Annotated in this window: 21 protein-coding genes; 10 read left to right on the forward strand and 11 right to left on the reverse strand. The window is 71.4% G+C overall.

Going from position 1 to position 22,356, the window contains the following annotated elements:
- The first annotated feature begins 69 nt into the window (after positions 1-69).
- The gene (locus U8331_RS05190) at positions 70-717 is read left to right on the forward strand and encodes an EF-hand domain-containing protein (protein ID WP_481132548.1); all 648 of its coding nucleotides are present in this window, start codon (positions 70-72) and stop codon (positions 715-717) included.
- A gap of 66 nt (positions 718-783) precedes the next feature.
- Here U8331_RS05190 and U8331_RS05195 read toward each other — a convergent pair whose 3' ends face one another.
- The 5 genes from U8331_RS05195 to U8331_RS05215 form a co-directional block, all read right to left on the reverse strand.
- Positions 784-1,017: a hypothetical protein gene (locus tag U8331_RS05195; protein WP_481132549.1), complete on the reverse strand. Its 234-nt coding sequence runs from the start codon at positions 1,015-1,017 to the stop codon at positions 784-786.
- Entirely contained in the window at positions 1,014-2,180 is a 1,167-nt protein-coding gene (locus U8331_RS05200) for an RNA polymerase sigma factor (RefSeq protein WP_481132550.1), read from the reverse strand. The genes U8331_RS05195 and U8331_RS05200 overlap by 4 nt, the downstream gene beginning before the upstream one ends.
- 304 nt (positions 2,181-2,484) lie before the next feature.
- A complete protein-coding gene (locus U8331_RS05205) occupies positions 2,485-3,342 on the reverse strand; it encodes a hypothetical protein (protein ID WP_481132551.1) in 858 nt (285 codons plus the stop codon).
- A 1-nt stretch (position 3,343) separates the two neighbouring features.
- Positions 3,344-4,240: an acyl-CoA thioesterase II gene (tesB, locus tag U8331_RS05210; RefSeq protein WP_481132552.1), complete on the reverse strand. Its 897-nt coding sequence runs from the start codon at positions 4,238-4,240 to the stop codon at positions 3,344-3,346.
- 218 nt (positions 4,241-4,458) lie between these two features.
- Positions 4,459-5,046 (reverse strand): N-acetylmuramoyl-L-alanine amidase, encoded by a 588-nt coding sequence (locus U8331_RS05215; protein ID WP_481132553.1) that lies wholly within the window; start codon positions 5,044-5,046, stop codon positions 4,459-4,461.
- 133 nt (positions 5,047-5,179) lie between these two features.
- Between U8331_RS05215 and U8331_RS05220 the strand changes: the two genes are divergently transcribed.
- From U8331_RS05220 to U8331_RS05230, 3 genes are all read left to right on the forward strand, one after another.
- The gene (locus U8331_RS05220; RefSeq protein WP_481132554.1) at positions 5,180-5,704 is read left to right on the forward strand and encodes an alpha/beta family hydrolase; all 525 of its coding nucleotides are present in this window, start codon (positions 5,180-5,182) and stop codon (positions 5,702-5,704) included.
- On the forward strand, positions 5,704-7,860 hold the full coding sequence (gene rlmKL / locus U8331_RS05225) for a bifunctional 23S rRNA (guanine(2069)-N(7))-methyltransferase RlmK/23S rRNA (guanine(2445)-N(2))-methyltransferase RlmL (RefSeq protein WP_481132555.1): 2,157 nt from the start codon (positions 5,704-5,706) through the stop codon (positions 7,858-7,860). Before U8331_RS05220 ends, rlmKL begins: the two co-directional genes overlap by 1 nt.
- A gap of 231 nt (positions 7,861-8,091) precedes the next feature.
- A complete protein-coding gene (locus tag U8331_RS05230; protein ID WP_481132556.1) occupies positions 8,092-8,949 on the forward strand; it encodes a pirin family protein in 858 nt (285 codons plus the stop codon).
- Between the two features lie 116 nt (positions 8,950-9,065).
- Here U8331_RS05230 and U8331_RS05235 read toward each other — a convergent pair whose 3' ends face one another.
- The 5 genes from U8331_RS05235 to U8331_RS05255 form a co-directional block, all read right to left on the reverse strand.
- Complete coding sequence (locus U8331_RS05235; protein ID WP_481132557.1) at positions 9,066-9,515, reverse strand: hypothetical protein; 450 nt, start codon at positions 9,513-9,515, stop codon at positions 9,066-9,068.
- A 125-nt stretch (positions 9,516-9,640) separates the two neighbouring features.
- A complete protein-coding gene (locus tag U8331_RS05240; RefSeq protein WP_481132558.1) occupies positions 9,641-10,018 on the reverse strand; it encodes a hypothetical protein in 378 nt (125 codons plus the stop codon).
- A gap of 76 nt (positions 10,019-10,094) precedes the next feature.
- Positions 10,095-10,634: a histidine phosphatase family protein gene (locus tag U8331_RS05245; protein WP_481132559.1), complete on the reverse strand. Its 540-nt coding sequence runs from the start codon at positions 10,632-10,634 to the stop codon at positions 10,095-10,097.
- Between the two features lie 115 nt (positions 10,635-10,749).
- Positions 10,750-14,307 carry a transcription-repair coupling factor gene (mfd, locus tag U8331_RS05250; RefSeq protein ID WP_481132560.1) on the reverse strand — a complete coding sequence of 1,186 codons (3,558 nt, stop codon included), beginning with the start codon at positions 14,305-14,307 and terminating at the stop codon, positions 10,750-10,752.
- 51 nt (positions 14,308-14,358) lie between these two features.
- Entirely contained in the window at positions 14,359-14,904 is a 546-nt protein-coding gene (locus U8331_RS05255; protein WP_481132561.1) for an N-acetyltransferase family protein, read from the reverse strand.
- Positions 14,905-15,081: 177 nt separating this feature from the next.
- Between U8331_RS05255 and U8331_RS05260 the strand changes: the two genes are divergently transcribed.
- A complete protein-coding gene (locus U8331_RS05260; RefSeq protein ID WP_481132562.1) occupies positions 15,082-16,005 on the forward strand; it encodes a cation diffusion facilitator family transporter in 924 nt (307 codons plus the stop codon).
- Between the two features lie 111 nt (positions 16,006-16,116).
- Here U8331_RS05260 and U8331_RS05265 read toward each other — a convergent pair whose 3' ends face one another.
- Positions 16,117-16,974 (reverse strand): 23S rRNA (adenine(2030)-N(6))-methyltransferase RlmJ, encoded by an 858-nt coding sequence (locus U8331_RS05265; RefSeq protein WP_481132563.1) that lies wholly within the window; start codon positions 16,972-16,974, stop codon positions 16,117-16,119.
- A gap of 52 nt (positions 16,975-17,026) precedes the next feature.
- Here U8331_RS05265 and creB point away from each other — a divergent pair, with 52 nt between their 5' ends.
- The 5 genes from creB to U8331_RS05290 all read left to right on the forward strand — a co-directional run bounded on the left by creB (position 17,027) and on the right by U8331_RS05290 (position 22,346).
- Positions 17,027-17,719 carry a two-component system response regulator CreB gene (gene creB, locus U8331_RS05270; RefSeq protein WP_481132564.1) on the forward strand — a complete coding sequence of 231 codons (693 nt, stop codon included), beginning with the start codon at positions 17,027-17,029 and terminating at the stop codon, positions 17,717-17,719.
- A gap of 10 nt (positions 17,720-17,729) precedes the next feature.
- On the forward strand, positions 17,730-19,157 hold the full coding sequence (gene creC / locus U8331_RS05275) for a two-component system sensor histidine kinase CreC (protein WP_481132565.1): 1,428 nt from the start codon (positions 17,730-17,732) through the stop codon (positions 19,155-19,157).
- Positions 19,158-19,246: 89 nt separating this feature from the next.
- Positions 19,247-20,629 carry a cell envelope integrity protein CreD gene (gene creD, locus U8331_RS05280; RefSeq protein ID WP_481132566.1) on the forward strand — a complete coding sequence of 461 codons (1,383 nt, stop codon included), beginning with the start codon at positions 19,247-19,249 and terminating at the stop codon, positions 20,627-20,629.
- A gap of 167 nt (positions 20,630-20,796) precedes the next feature.
- Entirely contained in the window at positions 20,797-21,447 is a 651-nt protein-coding gene (locus U8331_RS05285; RefSeq protein ID WP_481132892.1) for a GNAT family N-acetyltransferase, read from the forward strand.
- Positions 21,448-21,455: 8 nt separating this feature from the next.
- A complete protein-coding gene (locus U8331_RS05290; RefSeq protein WP_481132893.1) occupies positions 21,456-22,346 on the forward strand; it encodes a carbon-nitrogen hydrolase family protein in 891 nt (296 codons plus the stop codon).
- Positions 22,347-22,356 lie beyond the last annotated feature (10 nt).

The raw sequence follows: 22,356 nt of genomic DNA on the forward strand, positions 1-22,356 counted from the left end.
CAACTCCGCGGCGCGACGGGCGTTCCCAGTGCATCGGCGCCGCGGTGCGCCACACACCGGAGATCGTGGATGAACCGTTACACCTTCCTGACCGCGGCCATCGCCGCCACCCTGATGGGTGCGGCCGTCGCCGCGCCGCAGCAGCCCGGCGCCACGGATGCCGGCAAGACCCGCCATGGCCACCACATGGCCCGGCTGGACACCAATGGCGATGGTGCGATCGACCGTGCCGAAGCCGCCGCGATGCCGCGCTTCGCCGGACACTTCGACAAACTCGATCGCAACGGCGACGGCCGGATCGAAGCCGGCGAGCGGCCCCGCTGGAAGCACGGTCACCGCGGCGGCCACCGTCGCGGCGGCATGGCCCATGCGATCCGGCTCGATGCCGATGGCGACGGCCGCATCAGCAAGGCCGAGGCGGCCGACAGCCCGCGCTTCGCCGAGCGCTTCGACGCCACCGACCGCAACCGCGACGGCTACCTGGTGCGCAGCGAGCTGACGGCGGCCGCCGAACGGATGCGGGCCGAGCGTGCCGTCAAGTTCCGCGAACGCGCCGAGCAGAAGTTCGCTGCCGCCGACGCCAACCGCGACGGCAAGCTCAGCCGCGCTGAAGTCGAGTCGTCGATGCCGCGCATGGCCAAGCGGTTCGCCTTCATGGACGAGGACCGCGACGGATTCCTCGGCCGCACCGACCTGCTGCCGCCGCCGCGTCGCTGAGTCGACGAGGCACTGAAGCCGATGGGGGAAGAACCCGCGCTCCGCGATGGGAGTGCGGGTTCTTTTTTATTCCGGGGTCTTCGCCGTGGTGTCGGAGCGACGCAGGCCGCAGCCGTGCCGGGCGGCCCACCACGTGTTGATCGAAGCCGACAGCACCGCCGGCAGGGCGCTCCAGAACAGGGTGTCGAGAACGTCCACAGCGCCGTCGCGGACCCACTGCAGCGTCGCCAGTGCGACCGCCACCATCAGCAACACCCGCCCGCACCGCTGTAGCCAGAAGCGGGCCAGCATCGTGTTCACAACCGCCCCGAGCTGACCAGCCCGGCGATCAGGCCACCGAAGCCGCCGACCAGGCCGACGACGCTGCCGATCCAGCACATCCAGCGTTCCCGGCGCCGGCGTGCGGCGGCCCCGACCGGGTCGCGTTGCGCTTCGATGGCGTGCCGGGGAGCCAGGATGCGCGGCTGCACGACAAGGGTCTGGTGGAACACCACGGCCATGAACACCAGCATGCCGATGACCGGCCCCAGCCAACCTTCGGTGAAGCGCGCCATCGCAAGCATGGCGGCGACGAAACCGATCGACGCCAGGCCCGAAACCGCCGCGCTGCGCACCAGCGCCACCCGTTCGGCATCGTCGATGGCGCCCTTGAGCTGCTGGCGCAGGCCGAGGTAGATCCCGGCGAACGCGGCCACCGCGGCGAGTCCGATGCTGCCAGCGGCGCCGAGCAGGATCTTCGAGAGCGTCTTGGCCCCGCCCGCCGCGGCCGCGGCGCCGAGCAGCCCGGAGGCGGCCGCCGGGGGACTGGCGACGGTGAGCGCCCCGGCCACCATCGCGGTGAACCCCGCCGCCGGCGCACTGCTCCGGGCGAACTCGCCGAACCGCGCCAGCAGGTCCGCACGTACGCTCTGCCGCGCGCGGGACAGGCGCTTGCGCACCGCCGCATCGCTCAAGCCGAGCAGGGCGGCGACCTGCTGCGAGCTCTGGCCTTCGCGGTAGTACAGCAGCAGCACCTCGCGGCTGTCGTCGGGGAGCGCGGAGATCAGTTCGGCGGCCACCGCCTCGCGCTCGTCGCCGGCCAGTGCCTCAAGCGGCCCCGGTTGCGGATCGGCGGCGGTTTCGATCAGCAGGTCGGCGTCGCGGGTTTCGATCGGTGTGCGTCGCCGCCCGCGCAGGTGGTCGCGCGCGAGGTTCCGGGTGATCTGTCGAAGCCACGGCAGGAAGCTGGCCGGGTTCTGCAGGCGCCGCAGGTGCTGCCAGGCGCTGAGGAAGGCCTCCTGCGCGATGTCCTCGCTGGCCGGCACGTCGCGGACAATGGCGAGCGCGATCGCGGTGACCGAGTTCTGGCAGGCGGCGACGATGCGGCCGTAGGCGTCGCGGTCACCGTCCGCGGCGGCGGCGAGGTGGCCGGCGATGAGCTGCTCCAATGCGGACGGCGCGATGGCGGCGGGGACGTTGCTCATCGTGGGGCTCCCTGGCACGGGCAGGCAGGTTGGCGCGCGAAAGGGCCGGTGGCGTGATCGTACGACGGCGTGGACCGCGCGGCGTGGTGTGGCTGGGCGCGGCGGCGTTGGCGGCGGTATCGAGGCATGGGCGTCTCCGGGTCGATACCGGTCCAGACGTGCGGGCGCTCCGGATGTGACCGATGTGCCCGATTCGTCGCCAGTCTCACGGGCGAGGGGACTTTCTGTAGGAGCGCAGACAGGCGCAGCTATCGGTAGGCGGAACGCCGGGGGATCGGTCCGGTATGCCCGATCGCCTTCCCGTTCAGAACCCGATGCCGCGGCTGCGCACGTGGCGGACCACGTCGACGACCCGCCACTCACCGTCCACCCGGGCGACCTCGAGCGTCTTGTAGCTCGCCCACATCCGGTGATGATAGGCGCTGTATTCGATGATGCCGCGGTCCGGCGCGGACGGTCGGAAGGTGCCGACGCGGACGATCATCGCCTCGCGGCCGGAGCCGCGATGGAAGCTGCCGCGGTCCTCGTCGGCGACCTCGACGCAGGCCGAGGCCTGGACCAGGTCCAGGCCCTCGCGCTGCAGCGATTCGATCAGCCGGATCGACGCGTCGGTGTGGTCGACCCCGAGGCAGGCGACCGGCGTGTCCACCTCGCCGAGCTCGCTGGCGAACACCGCCTGCGCGACCGGAAACAGGGTGGCGGCGATGGTGCCGTCGAACGGAGGCTCGGCTAGTTCGCGCACCGGTGCCGCACCCGGCGTCGGCAGATCGACGCCGCGCATCATCGCCACCCCGGCCACCGCGACGGCGACCAGGATCAGCCCGACCTTGAGCCGGAACGTGCGCTTCTGCGCAGGCGTCCTGCCGACGGGCTCCTGCTCGGAGCGGAACCGGAAGGTGCTGCTGACGTAGCTGCCCTCGCCGCGGGTGGTGTCGATCAGGCCGGCCTCGCGCAGCAGTTCGCGGGCGGCGACCTGCTGGTCCGAGCGCACCACCCACACCGCCGGGGTCGGTCCGGAGCGGTCGCTGTAGCTGAAATTGCCGCGCCGGTTGCCGCGGTACGAGCGGCCGTCGGTGATGCGTACCTCGATGCCGGCCCCGCGCAGCAGCTCGGCGACGCCCTCGACGTTCTCGATCCGCTGGCTGCTGAAGACCTTGCGCACGTCAGCCCCGGGCGGGCACGTGGCCGGCCGCGGCGGCGTCGCGGACCACCCGGATCAGGCCTTCCTGCGCGGTGCTGGCCACGAGGTGGCCGTCGCGGTCGTAGATCTGGCCGCGGGCGAGGCCGCGCGAGCCCTGCGCACTGGGGCTGTCCATCGAGTACAGCAGCCAGTCGTCGGCACGGAACGGGCGGTGGAACCACATCGCGTGGTCGAGCGAAGCCATCTGCACGTTCGGCTGGTAGTAGCTGATGCCGTGCGGGAAGGTCGCCGTGCCCAGCAGGTGGAAATCCGAGGCGTAGGCGAGCAGGGCCTGGTGCAGTTGCGGCGCGTCGCCGACGCGCTCGCCGAGGCGGAACCAGAACTGCTGGTACGGCGGGCGCTTGGGCGGCTTGAGTTCGTCGCGCGGATACACGTGGCGGAACTCGAACGGCCCCTTCTTCGACAGCCAGCGCTGCACCTTGTCCGGCAGACTGGCCATCACGTGGGGCGGGACGGTATCGCCGGGTTCGATGTCCTCGGGCTGCGGCACTTCGGGCATCGACAACTGGTGCTCGGCACCGTCCTCGTCCTTCTGGAAGGACGCGGCGAGGAAGAAGATCGGCTGGCCGTGCTGGATGGCGGTGACCCGCCGCACCGAGAAGCTGCCCCCATCGCGGGTGCGGTCGACCTGGTAGACCACCGGCGCGGCGATGTCGCCGGCCTTGAGGAAGTACGCGTGCAGCGAGTGTGCCGTGCGCGCCTCCTTCAGGGTGGTCTGGGCGGCCGACAGCGCCTGGCCGAGCACTTGGCCACCGAACACGTACTTGGTGCCGATGTCACGGCTCTGGCCGCGGAACAGGTTGTCCTCGAGGCGTTCGAGCGAAAGCAGGTCGATCAACTCGGAGACGGGAGAGGTCATGCGCGGCCGCCGGCAACAGGGGCCGCGATTATACCGGGCCATATGTGGCGGCTATCGGCGGGCCACCAGACGTAGGAGCGACGTAAGTCGCGAACGCGGAGGAAGTCGTCGGCCTGCGCCGGCGTGGCCCAAGGTCGGCCTCTGTTGTAGGAGCGGCTTCAGCCGCGATCTTGGAATCGTACGCCCGCGCCGGTTTCCGATCGCGGCTGAAGCCGCTCCTACAAAGGTTGGGACGGCGACAGGCGTTCGAGCCCGACCGCCTCCATCACCCGCGCCCAGGGGAACCGCGGCCCCGGGTCGCGCTTGCGGCGTACCTGCCGCGCCGGGTCGTCGCTGGCCTCGACCATCGCGGTGTCGAGGTCCTCGTGCCCGGCGACCTGGCGCAACCCCGGCAGCTCGGTCTGCAGCATCTGCAGCAGCGCCACCAGCGACGCCAGTTGCGCTTCGGTGTAGTCCTCGTCCATCGCCTGCCGGCGCGAGTCCAGCCAGTCCGGGTAGCGGCCGGTATTGACCAGCTCGATCCCGACCGACTGCGGGTTGAACCCGCGCACGTGGTGGGCCACGCGGTCCGCCGCGACCCAGCGGTGCACGCCGCCGTCGCGGTCGATGTAGAAGTGGCCGCTGTTGCCGGTGCCGCTGTCGGGGTAGAGGACGCGCTCGCCGTACTCGCGCGCGCTGGCGAGGTCGGGCAGTTCGGTGCAGTGGATCACCGCCAGTTCGACCTGCAGCAGGTCGCGTGGCACCAGCCGGTCCTCGTAGGGCAGCGGATCGACCCGGATCGGCAGGCGTGGCGGCGCGGTCGACATGGCGCGGATGCTAGCATCGCGCGCATTCCCGCCCGTCGCGCCCCCGCCGCCGCTCCTGCCGCTCGGGAGCCGCCCAGGCGCCGGGCGGCGCGGCGTGCCGGCGCGCCCTCCCGATTCCCAGGACCCGAGCCCCATGCGCGGACACTGCATTCTTTCCCACGGCTTCGAAAGCGGCCCCGACGCGACCAAGGTCACCGCCCTGGCCGAGGCCGCCGAACGTCTCGGCTGGACCTGCGAACGCCCCGATTACACCGACCTCGATGCGATGCGCGAGGTCAGCGACCTCGGCGACGTGACCGAGCGCGTCCGCCGGCTCCACGGCCTGGCCACCGCCGCCGCCGCGCGCGGGCCGGTGGTGCTGGCCGGGTCGAGCCTGGGCGCGTGGATCTCCGGGCACGTCTCGCTGCAGGTGCCGGTCGCCGGGCTGTTCCTGATGGCGCCGCCGGTGCGCATGCACGAAGCCCATCCGCTGGACGCCGCCGATGTCCCGACGGCGATCGTCCATGGCTGGGCCGACGACCTGTGCGACGCCGACGCCGTGGTGGCGTGGGCGGCGGCGCGCCGCGCCCGGCTGCTGATGGTCGACGACGGCCACCGCCTGTCCGCGCACGTGCAGGACAGCGCCGACGCCTTCGGGCAATTGCTGGCGAGCCTCTGATGAAGTTCTTCGCAAGCTGCGGCAAGGGGCTGGAATACCTGCTGGCCGACGAGCTGGTCGCGCTGGGCTGCACGCGTGCGACCGCCGCGATCGCCGGCGTCAACGTCGAGGGTGACCTCGTCGACGCCCAGCGCGCGGTGCTGTGGTCGCGGCTGGCCAGCCGGGTGCTGTGGCCGCTGGCGGAGTTCGACTGCGCCGACGAGCACGCCCTCTACGCCGGCGTGGCCGCGCTGCCGTGGCCGGAGCACCTGGCCGATGGCGACACCATCGCGGTCGACGCCCACGTTTCCGGCGACGGCCTGACCCACGCGCGCTACGCCGCGCAGCGGGTCAAGGACGCGGTGGTCGACACGATGCGCGACGCCACCGGCGCGCGCCCCGACGTCGACGTCGAGCAGCCCGACCTGCGCCTCAACCTGGTGGTGCGCAAGGGCCGCGCGATCGTGTCGGTCGACCTCGGCGGCGGGCCGCTGCACCGGCGCGGCTGGCGCCAGCAGCAGGGCGAGGCGCCGCTGAAGGAGAACCTCGCCGCGGCGGTGCTGGTGCGGGGCCGCTGGCCAAGCGTGTACGCCGACGACGGCGCGCTGCTGGACCCGATGTGCGGCAGCGGCACGCTGTTGATCGAGGGCGCGTTGATGGCGGCCGACGTCGCCCCGGGCCTGCTGCGCCACGGCGGCTTCGTCCCGACCCGCTGGAAGGGTTTCGACACCGCCGCCTGGAAGGCCCTGCGCGACGACGCGCTGGCGCGCGAGCAGGCCGGCCGCGCCGCGTTGCGCCCGGTGTTCTTCGGCCGCGACACCGACCCGCACGCGATCCGCGCCGCGCGCGACAACGAGGTGATGGCCGGGCTGGCCGGCGTGATCGACCTGCGGGTCGCGGGGGTCGAGGCGCTGGCCGCCGACAGCCTGCCCGAGTCCGCCCGCGCGGCCGGGCTGGTGGTGTGCAACCCGCCGTACGACATCCGGCTGGCCGCCGACCCCGCGCTGTACCGCGCACTCGGCGACGGTCTGCGCCAGGCGGTGCCGGGCTGGCGCGCGAGCCTGCTGTGCGGCGACGCCGAGCTGGCCTACGCCACCGGACTGCGCGCGCAGAAGAAGTACCAGCTGTTCAACGGTGCGATCGAATGCACCCTGATCGTCGCCGACCCGGTCGCGCCGCCGCAGCGTGAGCGCGCCGCGCAGGCGTCGGAAGCGTTGGGCGAAGGCGCGAAGATGGTTGCCAACCGCCTGCGCCGCAACCTGCGCAAGCTCAAGGCCTGGCGCCAGCGCGAGGGCGTCACCTGCTTCCGCGCCTACGACGCCGACCTGCCCGAATACGCCGCCGCGATCGACGTCTACCAAACCGACGAAGCCGCGCCGCGCACCTTCCTGCACGTGCAGGAGTACGCCGCCCCGGTCGACATCCCCGAGCCGGTGCAGCGCCGCCGCCTCAACGAGCTGCTGGCGGCGGCGCGCGAGGTGTTCGCGGTGCCGCGCGAGCAGGTCGCGCTGAAGACCCGCGCGCGCGGCAAGGGCGGCAGCAAGTACGGCCGCTTCGACCAGCGCGGCGAGTTCGCGGTCGTGCGCGAGGGCGACGCGCGGCTGCGGGTCAACCTGTTCGACTACCTCGACACCGGGCTGTTCCTCGATCACCGCCCGATGCGCCTGCGCATCGCCGCCGAGGCCGAGGACGCGCGGTTCCTCAACCTGTTCGGCTACACCGGCGCGGCCACCGTGCACGCCGCGATCGGCCGCGCCCGCGCCACCACCACGGTCGACCTGTCGGCGACCTACCTGCAGTGGTGCGCCGACAACCTGCAGGAGAACGGCGTCGGCGGCGCCCGCCACCGGCTGGTCCAGGCCGACGCGATGGCGTGGCTGGCCGGTGACACCGGCGAGTACGACCTGGTGTTCTGCGACCCGCCGACATTCTCCAACTCCAAGCGCGCCGGCGACTTCGACGTGCAGGCCGAACACGTGCGGCTGCTGCGCGCCGCGGTCGCCCGGCTGTCGCGCGACGGCGTGCTGTATTTCTCCAACAACTTCCGCCGGTTCCGGCTGGACGAGGCGGCGCTGGCGGAGTTCGCCCGGGTCGAGGAGATCAGCGCCGACACCATTCCGTCGGATTTCGAGCGCAACGGGCGCATCCACCGGTGCTGGCGGGTGGTGCGGCGGTGAGGGGGCGGGAGCCGGAGCTCCTGTAGGAGCGGCTTCAGCCGCGATTGTGAACCGGACGCGCGACCAATCACCCGATCGCGGCTGAAGCCGCTCCTACAGGTGGCGATACGCAGGAGCGTTCCGGATGGAGCACCCCCATCGTTCACCCGATGGAACACAGGCTTGCAGCCTTGCCACTGGCTTCGCCCCGCCGGGGCCACCATCCTGCGGTGACACCCAGCGGAGCCCGCCATGACCACCCACACCGACCGCCATGCCCGGGTCGCGCGCGCCGTCCACGGCATGCCCGCCTCCGACGGCGGGGGCGTGCGCCTGACCCGCGTGATCGGCACGCCGCAGCTGCCCGACCTCGATCCGTTCCTGATGCTCGACGAGTTCGGCACCGACCGGCCGGAGGACTACCTCGCCGGATTCCCCGACCACCCGCACCGCGGCTTCGAGACCGTCACCTACATGCTCGACGGCCGCATGCGCCACAAGGACAACCACGGCAACGAGGGCGTGCTGGTGCCCGGCAGCGTGCAGTGGATGACCGCCGGACGCGGCCTGGTCCACTCGGAGATGCCCGAGCAGGAATCCGGCCGCATGCGCGGTTTCCAGCTGTGGGTGAACCTGCCGGCGCGCGAGAAGATGACCGAGCCGCGCTACCAGGAGTTCGCGCCGGACCGCATTCCGCAGGTCCAGCCGGCCGATGGCGTCATGGTGAAAGTGGTGGCCGGCGAGGTCGGCGGCGTGCGCGGTCCGATCGTGCAGCCGGCAACCGAGCCGCTGTACCTCGATATCACCCTCGCGCCCGGGGCGGAGTGGGCACACGCACTGCCCGAAGGCCATAACGCGTTCGCGTACGTCTTCGAGGGCGAAATATCGTTGGGCGAGGGCGCGAATGCCCGGGCGTTACAGGCACCGCAGCTGGCGGTGGTCGCCGGTGGCCCGCTGGTGCGGCTGAAGGCCGGCGAAGCCGGTGCGCGCGTGCTGCTCGTGGCGGGGCGGCCGCTGCGCGAGCCGGTCGCGCGCCACGGCCCCTTCGTGATGAACACCCGGCAGGAGCTCATGCAGGCGTTCGTCGACTTCCAGGAAGGCCGGTTCTAGGCGCCACGCCCCCGAACATCACCCGGCGCGACGGTCGCCGCCGGGCCGCTTTGACCGGCCCCGGCGGCCTGCTCACGTCGAGAGCGCCGCCGGCGCAGGACGCGCCAGCGGTTCGCCTACTGGCCGGCCGCGATCTGGCGGCTGGCGCCGAAGCGCAGCTCGCCGGTCAGGTTGAACGCCTGCTGCAGCGGTTCGCCCGGAGGCGCCTGCAGCCAGATATGGGCGACCCGGCCGTCCGGCAGATCGAGCAGCGTTTCGCGAGCCTCGATGTTGGGCTTGGTCGCCAGTTCCGCGCGGTACCAGTGGACTTCGCGTCCGTCGATCACGCCGGCTTCCTCGCGGTTGCGGCGGTTCGGCTCGAACGTGGGCTCGCCGGTGATGTAGAGCCCGAAGGCCTCGCTGCCGTCGACGCGCAGGGCGCGGCAGAAGTCGGCCTCGCCGGTGGCGCGGTGTTCCCAGATCAGGTCCGTGCCGGCAGGCAGCTGCGGACAGCCGGCCGTGTCCTGCGCCTGTGCCGCCGAAGCGGCCAGCAACAGCAAAGGCAGGCAATAAGCCGTCTTGTTCATGGTGTTCCCCCTATGCGCAGCCATTCCCGTGTGGCTGCGGTTCCGACCTTATTCCAGATTGCAAGCGTTGACAAATCCGGCAAAGTCCGATCCAGCTGAACAGGGGGCTTGGTCGGTGGGCGGGATCAGGGGGCGGGATCGAACCGGACGGTGGCGGCCGGATTGTCGCCATGTTCCAGCGACAGCAACTTCAGTCGCCAGTCGCCGACGGACGCCTCCGGGGATTTCGGCAGGTTGAGCATCACCGCGGTCGCCGTGCCGCCCGGAGCGGTGAATTCGAACGCCACGTCGGCGTCGCCGGCGCGGATGCACTGCACGCCCGGCGGGCAGCGCGAATCGGCGGAGACGGCGACGTAGCGCAGGCGGGCGTCGTCGGGAAGCGTGATGCGCTCGCCGACCTGCAGGACGACCGGTTGTCCCGCGGCGGCCACGCGTTCACCGCTGCTGGCGCAGCCGGGCAGGACGCCGGCCAGGAGGAAGGTGAGGGCTAGGGTGCGGGTCATGGCGGCTCCTGCTCGGCATCGTGCTGGCGAGGCTAGCGCCCCGCGCGTGAACGCCGCGATGCCGGGTCGCCGCCGCTCAGGGCTGCGGCAGCGGCGCGGTCAACAGCGTGATGTCGCCGTCGTCCTCGATGTGGATGGTCATCCGGCGGCCGTATTCGTCTTCGCCCATCGGCTCGACCGCGCACCCGCACAGCGCGGCGGCGATCGCCGGCGCGGTATTGCTGTGGCCGACGACCAGTACGGTGCCCGCGGGGTGTTCGCGCCGCAGCCGTGCCGCAAACACCGGCGCGGGCTCGTCGGCCGGGTAGGCCGCGACCGGCAACCCGTGGGTCCGCGCGGTGGGCGCGGCGGTTTCGCGGGCCCGGCGCAGCGGGGTGGCGTAGACGGCGACCACCGGCGAGTCCGCCAGGCTGGCAGCCAGTGCTTCGGCACGCGCATGGCCCGCGTCGGTCAGCGCGGGGTCGTCCGAGCCGTCCACCGCCTTCTCGGCATGGCGCACCACCACGAAGGTCGCCGCCGCATTACCGCCGCGTGTCGGCGGGATGCCGGCACAACCCGCCAGCGCGGCGGCCAACAGCATCGGTGCGAAAAGGCGGAGCAGGGCGGTTGTGCTCATGGCGTCGCGGCAGGGGTGGCGTGCGTTGGAAGGTGCGCGGTTTCCGCACGCGTGTCCAATGCCGGAGGTCGCGGCGCGGCATCGCGACCGTGGCCCGGGGCGGCCGCGTGCCGGTTCACTCCTTGCCGAGCACCGCCAGCAGCCCGCGCGCGGCGCTGACCCGTTCGGCTGCACCGGGCAGGTCGAGCGTCAACCGCAACTTGTCCGGCCCGTCCATCCGGTACAGCTTGGGCTGGCCCTGGATCAGCTTGATGATCGCCATCGGGTCGACGTTGGGTTTCTCGACGAACTGGATGCGGCCGCCGGCCTCGCCGATGTCGAGCTTGCGGATGCCCAGCGCGGTGGCCTGCAGCTTCAGCTCGGCGGTCGCGAACAGGTACTTGGCCGGGTCCGGCAGCAGGCCGAAGCGGTCGATCATCTCGACCTGCAACTCGCGCAGTTCCTCGCTGTCGCGCGCGCCGGCGATGCGCTTGTACAGCGTCAGGCGGGTGTGGACGTCGGGCAGGTAGTCCTCGGGGATCAGCGCCGGCACGTGCAGTTCGACCTCGGCGCCGCGTGCCTCGACCGCGTCGACGTCGGGCAGCTCGCCGCGCCGGATCGAACGCACCGCGCGCTCCAGCAGCTCGGTGTAGAGGCTGAAGCCGACCTCGGCCATCTGTCCGCTCTGGTCCTCGCCGAGCAGCTCGCCGGCGCCGCGGATCTCCAGGTCGTGGGTGGCGAGGGTGAAGCCTGCGCCGAGCTCGTCCATCGCCTCGATCGCATCGAGCCGCTTCTTCGCGTCGGCGGTGATCGCCTTGCGGTCGGGCACGACGAGGTACGCGTAGGCGCGGTGATGGCTGCGCCCGACGCGGCCGCGCAGCTGGTGCAGCTGGGCCAGGCCGAAGCGGTCGGCGCGGTTGATGATGATGGTGTTGGCGTTGGGGATGTCGATGCCCGACTCGATGATCGTGGTCGACAGCAGCACGTTGAAGCGCTGCTTGTGGAAATCGAGCATCACGCGCTCCAGTTCCCGCTCGGGCATCTGGCCGTGGGCGACGCCGATGCGCGCCTCCGGTACCAGTTCCTCCAGCTCGCGCTGCATCCGGCCGATGCTCTCGACGTCGTTGTGCAGGAAGTAGACCTGGCCGCCGCGCGCGAGCTCGCGCTGGAACGCCTCGCGCAGCTGGCTGTCATCCCACGGCACGACGAAGGTCTGCACCGCGAGCCGGTGCGCCGGAGGCGTGGCAATGATCGACAGGTCGCGCAGCCCCGCCATCGCCATGTTGAGCGTGCGCGGGATCGGCGTGGCGGTGAGCGTGAGCAGGTGGACGTTTGCGCGCAGGGCCTTGAGCGCCTCCTTCTGGCGCACGCCGAAGCGCTGCTCCTCGTCGACGATCACCAGCCCGAGGTTCTTGAAGCGCACGTCCTTCTGCAGCAGCCGGTGGGTGCCGACGATCACGTCGAGCGTGCCTTCGGCGGCCTTCTCCAGCTCGGCCTTGATCTCTTTCGTGGTCTTGAAGCGCGACAGCACCTCGACCTTGAGCGGCCAGTCGGCGAAGCGGTCGCGGAAGTTGCGGTAGTGCTGTTCGGCCAGCAGGGTGGTCGGCACCAGCACGGCGACTTGCTTGCCGGCCGCGGCGGTGGCGAAGGCGGCGCGCACGGCGACCTCGGTCTTGCCGAATCCGACGTCGCCACAGACCACGCGGTCCATCGGCTGGCTGGACTGCAGGTCGCGCAGCACCGCCTCGATCGCGGCGTGCTGGTCGGGCGTCTCCTCGAACGGGAAGGCGGCCGCGAACGGCTCGTACATCGCGCGGTCGATGTCGATCGCCAGGCCGGCGCGGGCCTGCCGCTTGGCCTGGATTTCGAGCAGTTCGGCGGCGACGTCGCGGACCTTCTCCTGCGCCTTCTTCTTGGCCTTTGTCCACTGTTCGCCGCCCAGGCTGTGCAGCGGTGCGGTTTCCGGCGACGCGCCCGAATAGCGGTTGATCAGGTGCAGCTGCGAAACGGGCACATAGAGCCGGTCGCCCTTGGCGTACTCGATCTCGACGTATTCGTTCTTCTCGCCACCGGCCTCGAGCACCACCAGCCCGCGGTAGCGGCCGACGCCGTGGTCCTCGTGGACGATCGGCGCGCCTTCGCTGAGCTCGCCGAGGTCGCGGATGATCGCTTCGGGCTCGCGCCCGGCACGCTTGCGGCGGCGCGGCTGGCCGGCACGCTCGGGGAACAGCTGGCGCTCGGTCAGGACGGTGAGCTGCGGCGCGTCCAGCGCGAACCCGTCCTCCAGCGGCGCCACCGCGACCGCGAAGGCCGCGGGTTGACCGGCGGCCGCCGTGCCTCCACCGGGTTCGCCGGCGGGCGCCGGAGCGAACGTCGACCAGTCCGGCAGTACCTCCGGCTGCAGCCCGGCCGAATGCAGGATTTCCAGCAGGGCCTCGCGCCGACCCGGGGAATCGGCAGCGACCAGCACCCGGCCCGGATAGCTGCCCAGGAACGATTTCAATGCCTCGGCCGGGGCGTGGTCGCGCGCGACCAGCGGGAGCGACGGCGCGGGCTGGCTGCCGAGCGGCTGCGCGCGTTCGCGCTGTGGATGCTGCTCGCCACAGACCTCGATGCGCGGCCCCTGGTTGAGCCGCTCGCGCAACGCGTCGGGCGAGAGGTACAGGGACTCCGGCGGCAGCAGGGGACGTTCGAGATCGTGGCGGCGCTGCTCGTATCGCTCGCCGGTGTTCTTCCAGAACTGCTCGGCCGCCTCCAGCGCGCCCTCGCCGATCACCGGCAGGGCGTCGTCGCCGAAGTAGTCGAACAGCAGGCTGGTCGCGTCGCGCCCGGTGCCTTCGAAGAACAGCGGCAGGTAGTACTCGATGCCGGCGGGCGCCACGCCGGCCTTCAGGTCCTGATAGAGCCCGCTGCGGCGGGTGTCCAGGTCGAAGCGCTCGCGCAGTGCATCCAGCGCGCGCTTGAGCGAAGCCTCGTCGAGCGGCACCTCGCGGCCGGGCAGCAGGTGGACGGCGTCGATCTTGTCGAGCGAACGCTGGCTCTCCGGGTCGAAGCCGCGGATGGTGTCGATCTCGTCGTCGAGCAGCTCCACCCGGAACGGCTGGTCGGCGCCCATCGGGTAGACGTCGAGCAACCCGCCGCGCACCGCGAAGTCGCCGGGGTCGAGGACCTGCGGCACGTGGCGGTAGCCGGCCGACTCCAGGCGCCGCTTTTCCGCGTCGAGATCCAGCCGCTCGCCGACCTTGACGTCGAAGCTGCCGCCGACCACGTGGCGCACCGGTGCCAGCCGCTGCAGCAAGGTCTGCACCGGCACGACCACGATGCCCTGCTTGAGCGTCGGCAGCCGGTGCAGCGCGGCCATGCGCTGGCTGACGATGTCCGGGTGCGGGCTGAAGTGGTCGTAGGGCAGCGTTTCCCAGTCGGGAAACTGCACGATCGGCGGCCAGCAGCGCCGTTGCAGCATCGGCACGTCCGCATCGGACTGGACATCGCAGGCCAGCAGCGTGCGCAGGTCCGCTTCTATCTGGTGTGCGGCGTGGTTGTCGCGCGCGACCACCAGCAGCGGGCCGTCGTGCGCACGGGCGGCTTCGGCGACGTGGTAGGCGAGGGCCGAGGGCGAAGCCGGCGCACGCCACCAGGCGCGCTGCTGGCCCGCCTTGGGCAGCGGTGGGGCGGAAGAAGTGGGGGATGGCATCAGGCGGCGGATTTTAGCCGATGGGTCCCGCCCGGCGTCCGGTGCGCGGTACTACGCGCGGGCGGGCTTCAGATGCAGTACCACCCGGACCAGCGCCTCGTCGTGGGATTCCCGCTCGAACCCGAGCGACTGCGCCAGCGCCAGCATCGGCTGGTTGTGCTCGAACACGTCGCCGTAGATCCGTTCCAGCTTCTTGCCGCGGGCCCACTTCACCAGCCGCGTCATCAGGTAGCGGCCCAGCCCCATGTCGGCGATGTAGCGGCTGACCAGGATGGCGAACTCGCCGGCACGCCCGTCGGGATCGACCACGATCCGCGCCACCGCACCCACCAGCGCCTCGCCGGGCGGCAGCGGCTCGGCCGCGACCAAGGCGAACTCCGTCTTGGGGTTGACCTTGGCGAAGCGCTCGGCGGTTTCCGGACTCAACTCGCGCATCGACGTCAGGAAGCGCTGTCGCACTTCCTCCGGTTGCAGCAGCCCGAATCCGGCCCGCAGCGGCTCGGCATCTTCCGGCCGGATCGGCCGGATCAGCACCTCGCGCCCGTTGGGCAAGCGTTGTCGTTCGTGCCAGGGGGGGAGGCGTTCGCGCGTGACCATGGGGCGATATTGGCACACGGCCCCGCAGGGTCTTCTTCATTCGGCAGTCACGTCCGACTAACTTCAAAAGGGCTTCCGCCGCGGCTCGCCGCACGCCGACCGGTGGCGCGGGGCGCCACGCGGTGCGCACGGGGCCCGGTGCTAGACTCGCGCCGCTTTCAACCCGGGGAACGACACATGGCTGGCGGTGGTGATTCGACACGCGCGATCTTCTATGCGCTGGGCGCCAATTTCGCGATCGCGGTGGCCAAGGGCACGGCGGCCTTCTTCACCGGCTCCAGCGCGATGCTGGCCGAGACCGTCCACTCGCTGGCCGACTGCGGCAACCAGGGTCTGCTGCTGCTCGGCCTCCGGCAGGCCAAGGCGCCGCCGTCGCCGGAGTACCCGCTCGGCTACGGCAAGGCGATCTACTTCTGGTCGTTCCTGGTCGCGGTGATGCTGTTTACCGTCGGCGGCATGTTCTCGCTCTACGAGGGCATCCACAAACTGCAGGCCGAGCACGTGGAGGCGGGTAGCAGCCTGTGGTGGGCGGTCGGCGTGCTGGCGTTCGGCATCATCGTCGAGGGCATCTCGATGCGGACGTGCCTGCAGGAGGTCAAGAAGTCGCGTGGCGAGCGCAGCCTGTGGCGCTGGTTCCGCGAGAGTCGCCAGGCCGAGCTGGTGGTGATCTTCGGCGAGGACCTCGCAGCGCTGCTGGGCCTGATGTTCGCGCTGGTCGCGGTGCTGGTCACGATGGCGACCGGCAACCCGGTGTGGGATGCGATCGGCACCATCGGCATTGGCGCGCTGCTGATCGTGGTGGCGGTGTTCGTCGCCATCGAGGTCAAGGCGATGCTGATCGGCCAGAGCGTCGACCCCGAGCGCCAGGCGCAGATCAAACAGTTCCTCGACGGCCGCCCGGAAATCGCCGAGGTGCTCAACCTGATCACCCTGCAGCTGGGCAACGAGGCGATGGTCGCCACCAAGGCGAAGATGCGCGAGACCCGCGACATGGACATCGCCATCGCCGAGATCAACACGGTCGAGAAGGCGATGAAGCACGCGTTTCCCGAGGTGCGCTGGAGCTTCTTCGAGCCGGACGTGAAAACCGGCAACGACTGAGCGCTACCGTGTCCTGCGAAGTTCGCGCGAACCCGGCTCCGGCCGGGTTCCGCTTTTTGGCCGGCCGAATGGGTGGGTGGGCGCGTCAGCGGGGCGGATCAGGTGAGCGGATCAGGCAGGCGGCTTGAGCCACTCCACCCGCGACGAGGCGCCCGCTTCGCCGAGTGCCCGCTGCAGCAGCGGGAGTACCGCCTCCAGGATACGGTCGAGCTGCCACGGCGGATTGACCAGCAGCATGCCGCTGCCGTTCATCCGCAGCGGCGAGTCGTCCGGGTGGACCATCAGCTCGGCCAGCAGCGTGCCCTTGGCCGGCAACGTCGCCGCGCGCCGGAAGAACTGTTGCAGCGCGCGCCGCAGCTTGATCGGGTACCACACCGCGTAGGTGGCCTGCGGCCAGCGCCCGAGGGTGTCGCGCACCGCACCGAGGATGCGGTCGAACTCCTCGAGCTGCGCTTCGTAGGGCGGATCGACCAGCACCAGGCCGCGGGCGAAGCGGACCTCGCCGATGCGCGGCGGCAGCAGGGCCTTCATCGCCGCATAGCCGTCGCGGGCGTGGGCGGCCACGCGCGGATCGTCGGCGAAGTTCGCCTTCAGTTGCGCGGCTTCCTCCGGCATCAGCTCGCACGCCGCGATGCGGTCCTGTTCCCGCAGCGCATGCGCCAGCAACCACGGCGAACCGGGGTAGGCGGCGTTGCCGTGCGCCGCGCGGCAGGCCCGGACCGCGGTGAGGTAGCGGGCGATCGCCGGATGCTTCGGCGCTTCGGCCACCAGCCGGCCGATGCCGCCCTCGGCCTCGCCGGTGCGCTGCGCCGAGGCGCTGTCGAGCGCGTAGAGGCCGCGGCCGGCGTGGGTGTCCAGCGCGAACAGCGGCGCCGGCTTGGCGGTCAGCGCGTCGCACAGGGCCAGCACGACGACGTGCTTGAGCACGTCGGCATGGTTGCCGGCATGGAAGGCGTGGCGATAGTTCATCGGCAAAGGGTACAGCGGCCGTGGCGGTCCGGCTGGCATATCCTTCTCCGCCATGGCCCGCATCCTCCTGGTCGAAGACGAACCGGCGATCGCCGACACCGTGCAGTACGCGCTGCGCGCCGAAGGCTTCGAGCCGGTGCATTGCCTGACCGGCGGCGACGCGCTGCGGCGGGCGCGCGAGCAGGCGTTCGACCTCGCCGTGCTGGACGTCGGGCTGCCCGATATCGGCGGCTTCGCGCTGTGCCGCGAGTTGCGTCGCAACCGCGAACTGCCGGTGATCTTCCTCACCGCGCAGGGCGCCGAGGCCGACCGCATCTTCGGCCTGGAAATCGGCGCCGACGACTACGTCACCAAACCGTTCTCGCCGCGTGAGCTGGTCGCGCGGGTGCGGGTGGTGCTGCGACGTGCAAGCCGGGAAGGGGCGCCCATCGCCGAGGAGGCGACACGCGGTGCGTTCGAGCACGACGTCGACGGCCGCTGCATCCGCTACCGCGGCCGCCTGCTGGAGCTGACCCGTTACGAATACGGCATGCTCGCCGCCCTGCTGCACCGCCCGGGCGCAGTGCTCTCGCGCGCGCAGCTGATGGACCGCGTCTGGGGCGATGCGCTGGAGAGCGGCGACCGCACGGTCGACACCCACGTCAAGACGTTGCGGGCCAAGTTGCGCGAGGTCGATCCGGATGCCGACCCCATCCGCACCCATCGCGGACTGGGCTACTCGATCGATCCGGGCGGCGCGTCCTGAGGCCACGACCTTGAAGATCGGGCTGCGCATCTTCCTGGGTTACTTCCTGATCGTGGCGTTGGCCGCGCTGCTGCTGGCCCAGGTGTTCGTGCAGCAGGTCAAGCCCGGCGTGCGGCAGGCAATGGAGGACACCCTCGTCGACACCGCCAACCTGCTGGCGGAGCTGGCGACCGACGACTTCCTCGCCGGCCGCATCGGCGACGGTGCGTTCGCCCGCCGCGTCCACGCGCTCGACGGGCGCGACTTCGGTGCCGACATCTGGGGCTTCGACAAGCGCGACAGCAGCTACCGGGTGTACGTGACAGACGCGGACGGGACCGTGGTGTTCGACAGCAGCGGCCGGGACCTCGGTGCCGACTACTCGCGCTGGAACGATGTCTACCTCACCCTGCACGGGCGCTACGGCGCACGCTCGAGCCTGGCCGACCCGGACGACCCGGACTCGAGCGTGATGCACGTCGCCGCGCCGATCCGGGACGGCTCGGGACGGATCGTCGGCGCACTGACGGTGGCCAAGCCCAACCGCGCACTGCAGCCCTTCATCGAACGCAGCCAGTCGGTGGTGCTGCGCTGGGGCGCGGTGCTGATGGGGGTGGCACTGCTGGTCGGCATCGTCGCCGCGTGGTGGCTGGCGCACCAGCTCGGCCGGTTGCGCCGCTACGCGCATGCCGTGACCGCCGGCGAGCGCGCCGGGCCGCCACGGGCCGCCGGCGAGTTCGGCGAGCTCGGTGCGGCGCTGGAAACCATGCGGGCGCGGCTGGAAGGCAAGCAGTACGTCGAGCAGTACGTGCACAGCCTCACCCATGAGATGAAGGGGCCCATCGCGGCGATCCGCGGCAGCGCGGAGCTGCTGGAGTCGCCGTTGCCGGAGGCGGACCGGCATCGCTTCGCCGGCAGCATCCGTGCGCAGACCGAGCGGCTGGCGCAGATGATCGACAAGCTGCTGGCGCTGGCCGCGGTCGAGCACCGCCAAAGGATCGAGCAGCCGGAGCGCATCGGGCTGGAAGTCCTCGCCCGGGAAGCGGCCGAGGCCTGCGTGGCCGGGCTTGCGCAGCGACCGGTCGAACTGCGGCTGCGGGTCGAGCCCGCGACGGTCCAGGGTGACCGGTTCCTGCTGCGCCAGGCGATCGCGAACCTGGTCGACAACGCCATCGATTTCGCGCCGGATGGCAGTGCGGTGGAGCTGGCGGTGCGGAAGACAGGCGGCGAGGCGGTGGTCGAAGTCGGCGACCGCGGCCCCGGCGTGCCGGACTACGCCTTGCCGCGGGTGTTCGAACGCTTCTACTCGCTGCCGCGCCCGGCGGGCGGCAGCCGCAGCAGCGGGCTGGGCCTGTGCTTCGTCGCCGAGGTGGCGGCGCTGCACGGTGGCCGCGCCGGACTGGCCAACCGCGAGGGCGGTGGGGCCCTCGCGCGTCTCGCCCTGCCGCTCGCTCCGTAGCGCGACTTCATTCCCGCTTCACCGTGGCGCCATCGGCGCCGCACGGTGGCCGCCGATCCTGCAGCCCGTTGCCATGACAGGAGCTGCAGATGCGACTTTGGACGAGGGCGGTGGTGGTGCTGGGGATGACCCTGGCGATCCTGGTCCCGCTGACGATGGTGCGGGGCGTGGTGCACGAACGGCAGGAGTACCGGCGCGAGGCGGTGGCCGACATCGCCCGCAGCTTCGCCGGACGCCAGTCGTTCGCGGGGCCCGTGCTGGTGGTGCCGTACCGGCAGGTGGTCGAAGTCGAGGAAGCCGACGCCCTCGGCGTGGTGCGCCCGGTCCGCCGGGTGCAGGAGGACCACTGGATGTTCTTCCCGGCCACGCTGGCGGTGGAGGGCGGCCTGGAGCCGGGCCTGCGTCGTCGCGGACTGCACGAGGTGCGGGTATACGAATGGACCGGCAGCGCGACGGCCCGCTTCGATGTCGAGATCCCGGCCGACCCCGGCCCGGAGGCGGCCCGCCGCATCGGCCAACCCTATCTGAGCTATGCGATCGGCGATGTCCGCGGCCTGGTCGGCGGGAAGCTCGCGCCGCGTTTGCGGGTCGATGGCCGTCCGCGTGAGCTGCAGCAGGGGCTGGGCTTCGGGCGCGGCGAGGGCGTGCATGTCCGGCTGGACGGCCTTGCTCCCGGGCGCGTGCATCGCGTCGATACGCAGCTAACGTTCGTGCTGGCCGGCACCGAGCAGCTGTCGCTGCTGCCGCTGGGCGACCAGAACGCGATCTCGCTGGCCTCGAGCTGGCCGCACCCGAGCTTTGCCGGCAGCTCGCCGCGTACCCGCGACATCGGGCCGGACGGCTTCCGCGCCGAGTGGGACATTCCCGGCGTGGCCAGCAACGCGCGCGAGCGCTTCCGCGTGGCCAGCGCGGTGGCCGACGCGAACGGGGACGGCCTCATGGCCACCATGGACGAGGCGGTCAGCGTGTCGCTGATCGATCCGGTCGACGTCTACGCCAAGACCGACCGCGCGACCAAATACGGCGTGCTGTTCGTGGTGCTGACCTTCGTCGGCTTCTTCATCTTCGAGCTGACCCGGCAGCTGCCGATCCACCCGATCCAGTACGGGCTGGTCGGCCTGGCGCTGGCGATGTTCTTCCTGCTGCTGCTGAGCCTCAGCGAGCACTTCGCGTTCGGCGGGTCGTACCTGGCGGCTGGCGCCGCCTGCATCGGGTTGATCACGTTCTACCTGAGCGCAGTGCTGCGCAGCGTGGCGCGCGCGCTGGGTTTCGCCGGCATGCTCGCGACGCTGTACGCCTGCCTCTACGGGCTGCTGGTATCGGAGGACAACGCGCTGGTGCTCGGTGCAGGGCTGCTGTTCGTGATCCTGGCCGCATTGATGGTGGTGACCCGCAGGGTCGACTGGTACCAGCTCGGTGCCGGTGCGGCACGTGCTTCGACGCCGCGGCCGGGGCCGGGGTTCGAATCCTGATCCCCCCGGCGTGGGGCTCGACGGCCGGGGCGCCTGCAGCGGGGTGCCCCGGCTCTGTATCCTTCCGCCATCCGCGGCAGGACGGCCCCGCCACGCCGGAAACCGCGTTGAGCTCTCCGTACGGCCGCGCCGCGCCCGGCCACGAGGATCCGCCCATGACGCCTTCGATGCCTCCGCTCACTGCCGTGGAATCGCGGCACGCCGGCCACCCGACCCGTCGGCCCCTCACCGTGCGCACGCTGGTCGGCGCCGCGATCGCGCCCTACGTCGGCGACCTCGCGCGTCTGCGCATCCGGGTCTTCCGCGACTGGCCGTACCTGTACGAGGGCGATGCGGGCTACGAGGCGGACTACCTGCAAACCTACCTGCAATCCTGGCGCAGCATCGCGGTGCTGGCGCTGGACGGGGACGAAGTGGTCGGCGCCTCGACCGGGTTGCCGCTGGCCGACGAGACCGATGCGATCCGCGCGCCGTTCGCCGCCGCGGGCCTGGATCCGGCGCGCGTGTTCTATTGCGGCGAGTCGGTGTTGCTTCCGGCCTACCGCGGCCGCGGGTTGGGACACCGCTTCTTCGATGAACGCGAATCGCATGCCCGTGGGCTGGGTGGGTTCGACTGGACCGCCTTCGTCGCGGTGGACCGGCCCGCGAATCACCCGGCGCGGCCGCCGTTCGTGCGGAGCAACGACGCGTTCTGGATCAAGCGGGGTTACGGCCGTCGCGAAGGCCTGCAGGTCCCGCTGCCGTGGAACGAGGTCGGAGCGGGCGAGGTCGAACATACTCTGACCGCCTGGCTGCGGCCGCTGGAGCGCACCTGGTGAGTCGGGTGCTGAAGGTGGCCGCGGCGCGCTATCCGATCGACGCCGTGGCGGATTTTCCGGCGTTTGCCGACAAGCAGGCGCAATGGCTGGGCGAGGCCCGCGCGGCGGGTGCCCACCTGGCGGTACTGCCCGAATACCTCGCGCTGGAGCTGGGCGCGACGTTCGAGGCGGGCGTGCGCGGCGACCTGGCCGCGTCACTCGCCGCGATCCAGCGCTACCACTCCGACTGGATGGCGCTGTTCGCGCGGCTGGCGCGCGAGCTGGGCCTGCACGTGGCGGCCGGCAGCTTCCTGCTCGATACCGGTGGCGGGCGCTACCGCAACCGTGCCTACGTATTCGCGCCCGATGGCCGCCACGTGTGGCAGGACAAGTTGCGCCTGACCGGTTTCGAGAAGCAGGCCGGGATGATCGAGCCCGGCGACTCGCTGAAGGTGCTGCAGGCGGGGCCGGTGCGCGCCGCCGTGGCGATCTGCTACGACGCCGAATTCCCGCTGCCGGTGCGCGCGCAATGCGAGGCCGGGGCGCGACTGCTGCTGGTGCCCAGTTGCACCGACACCGAAGCCGGGGCCACCCGCGTGCAGGTCGGCTGCATGGCGCGGGCGCTGGAGAACCGTTGCTTCGTGGCCAAGGCGGTCACCGCGGGGGAGGCACCGTGGAGCCCGGCCCTCGACGTCAATTCCGGCGAGGCGGCGATCTATGCGCCAATGGACGTCGGCCTGCCAGCGGACGGTGTGCTGGCCAGTACCCGCGACGGCGGCCACTGGGCGATCGCCGAGCTGGATTTCGATGCGCTGGAGCGCAGTCGCGCGCTGGCCCAGGTCAGCGTGGACGGCGACTGGGCCGGCCAGTCCGCCCCCGGTATGACGAGGGCGACGGTGGCGGATTTCGCCGGGCCCTGATTACCCGCTT

It is taken from the genome of Lysobacter sp. CC-YZS074 (genome assembly GCF_056739745.1).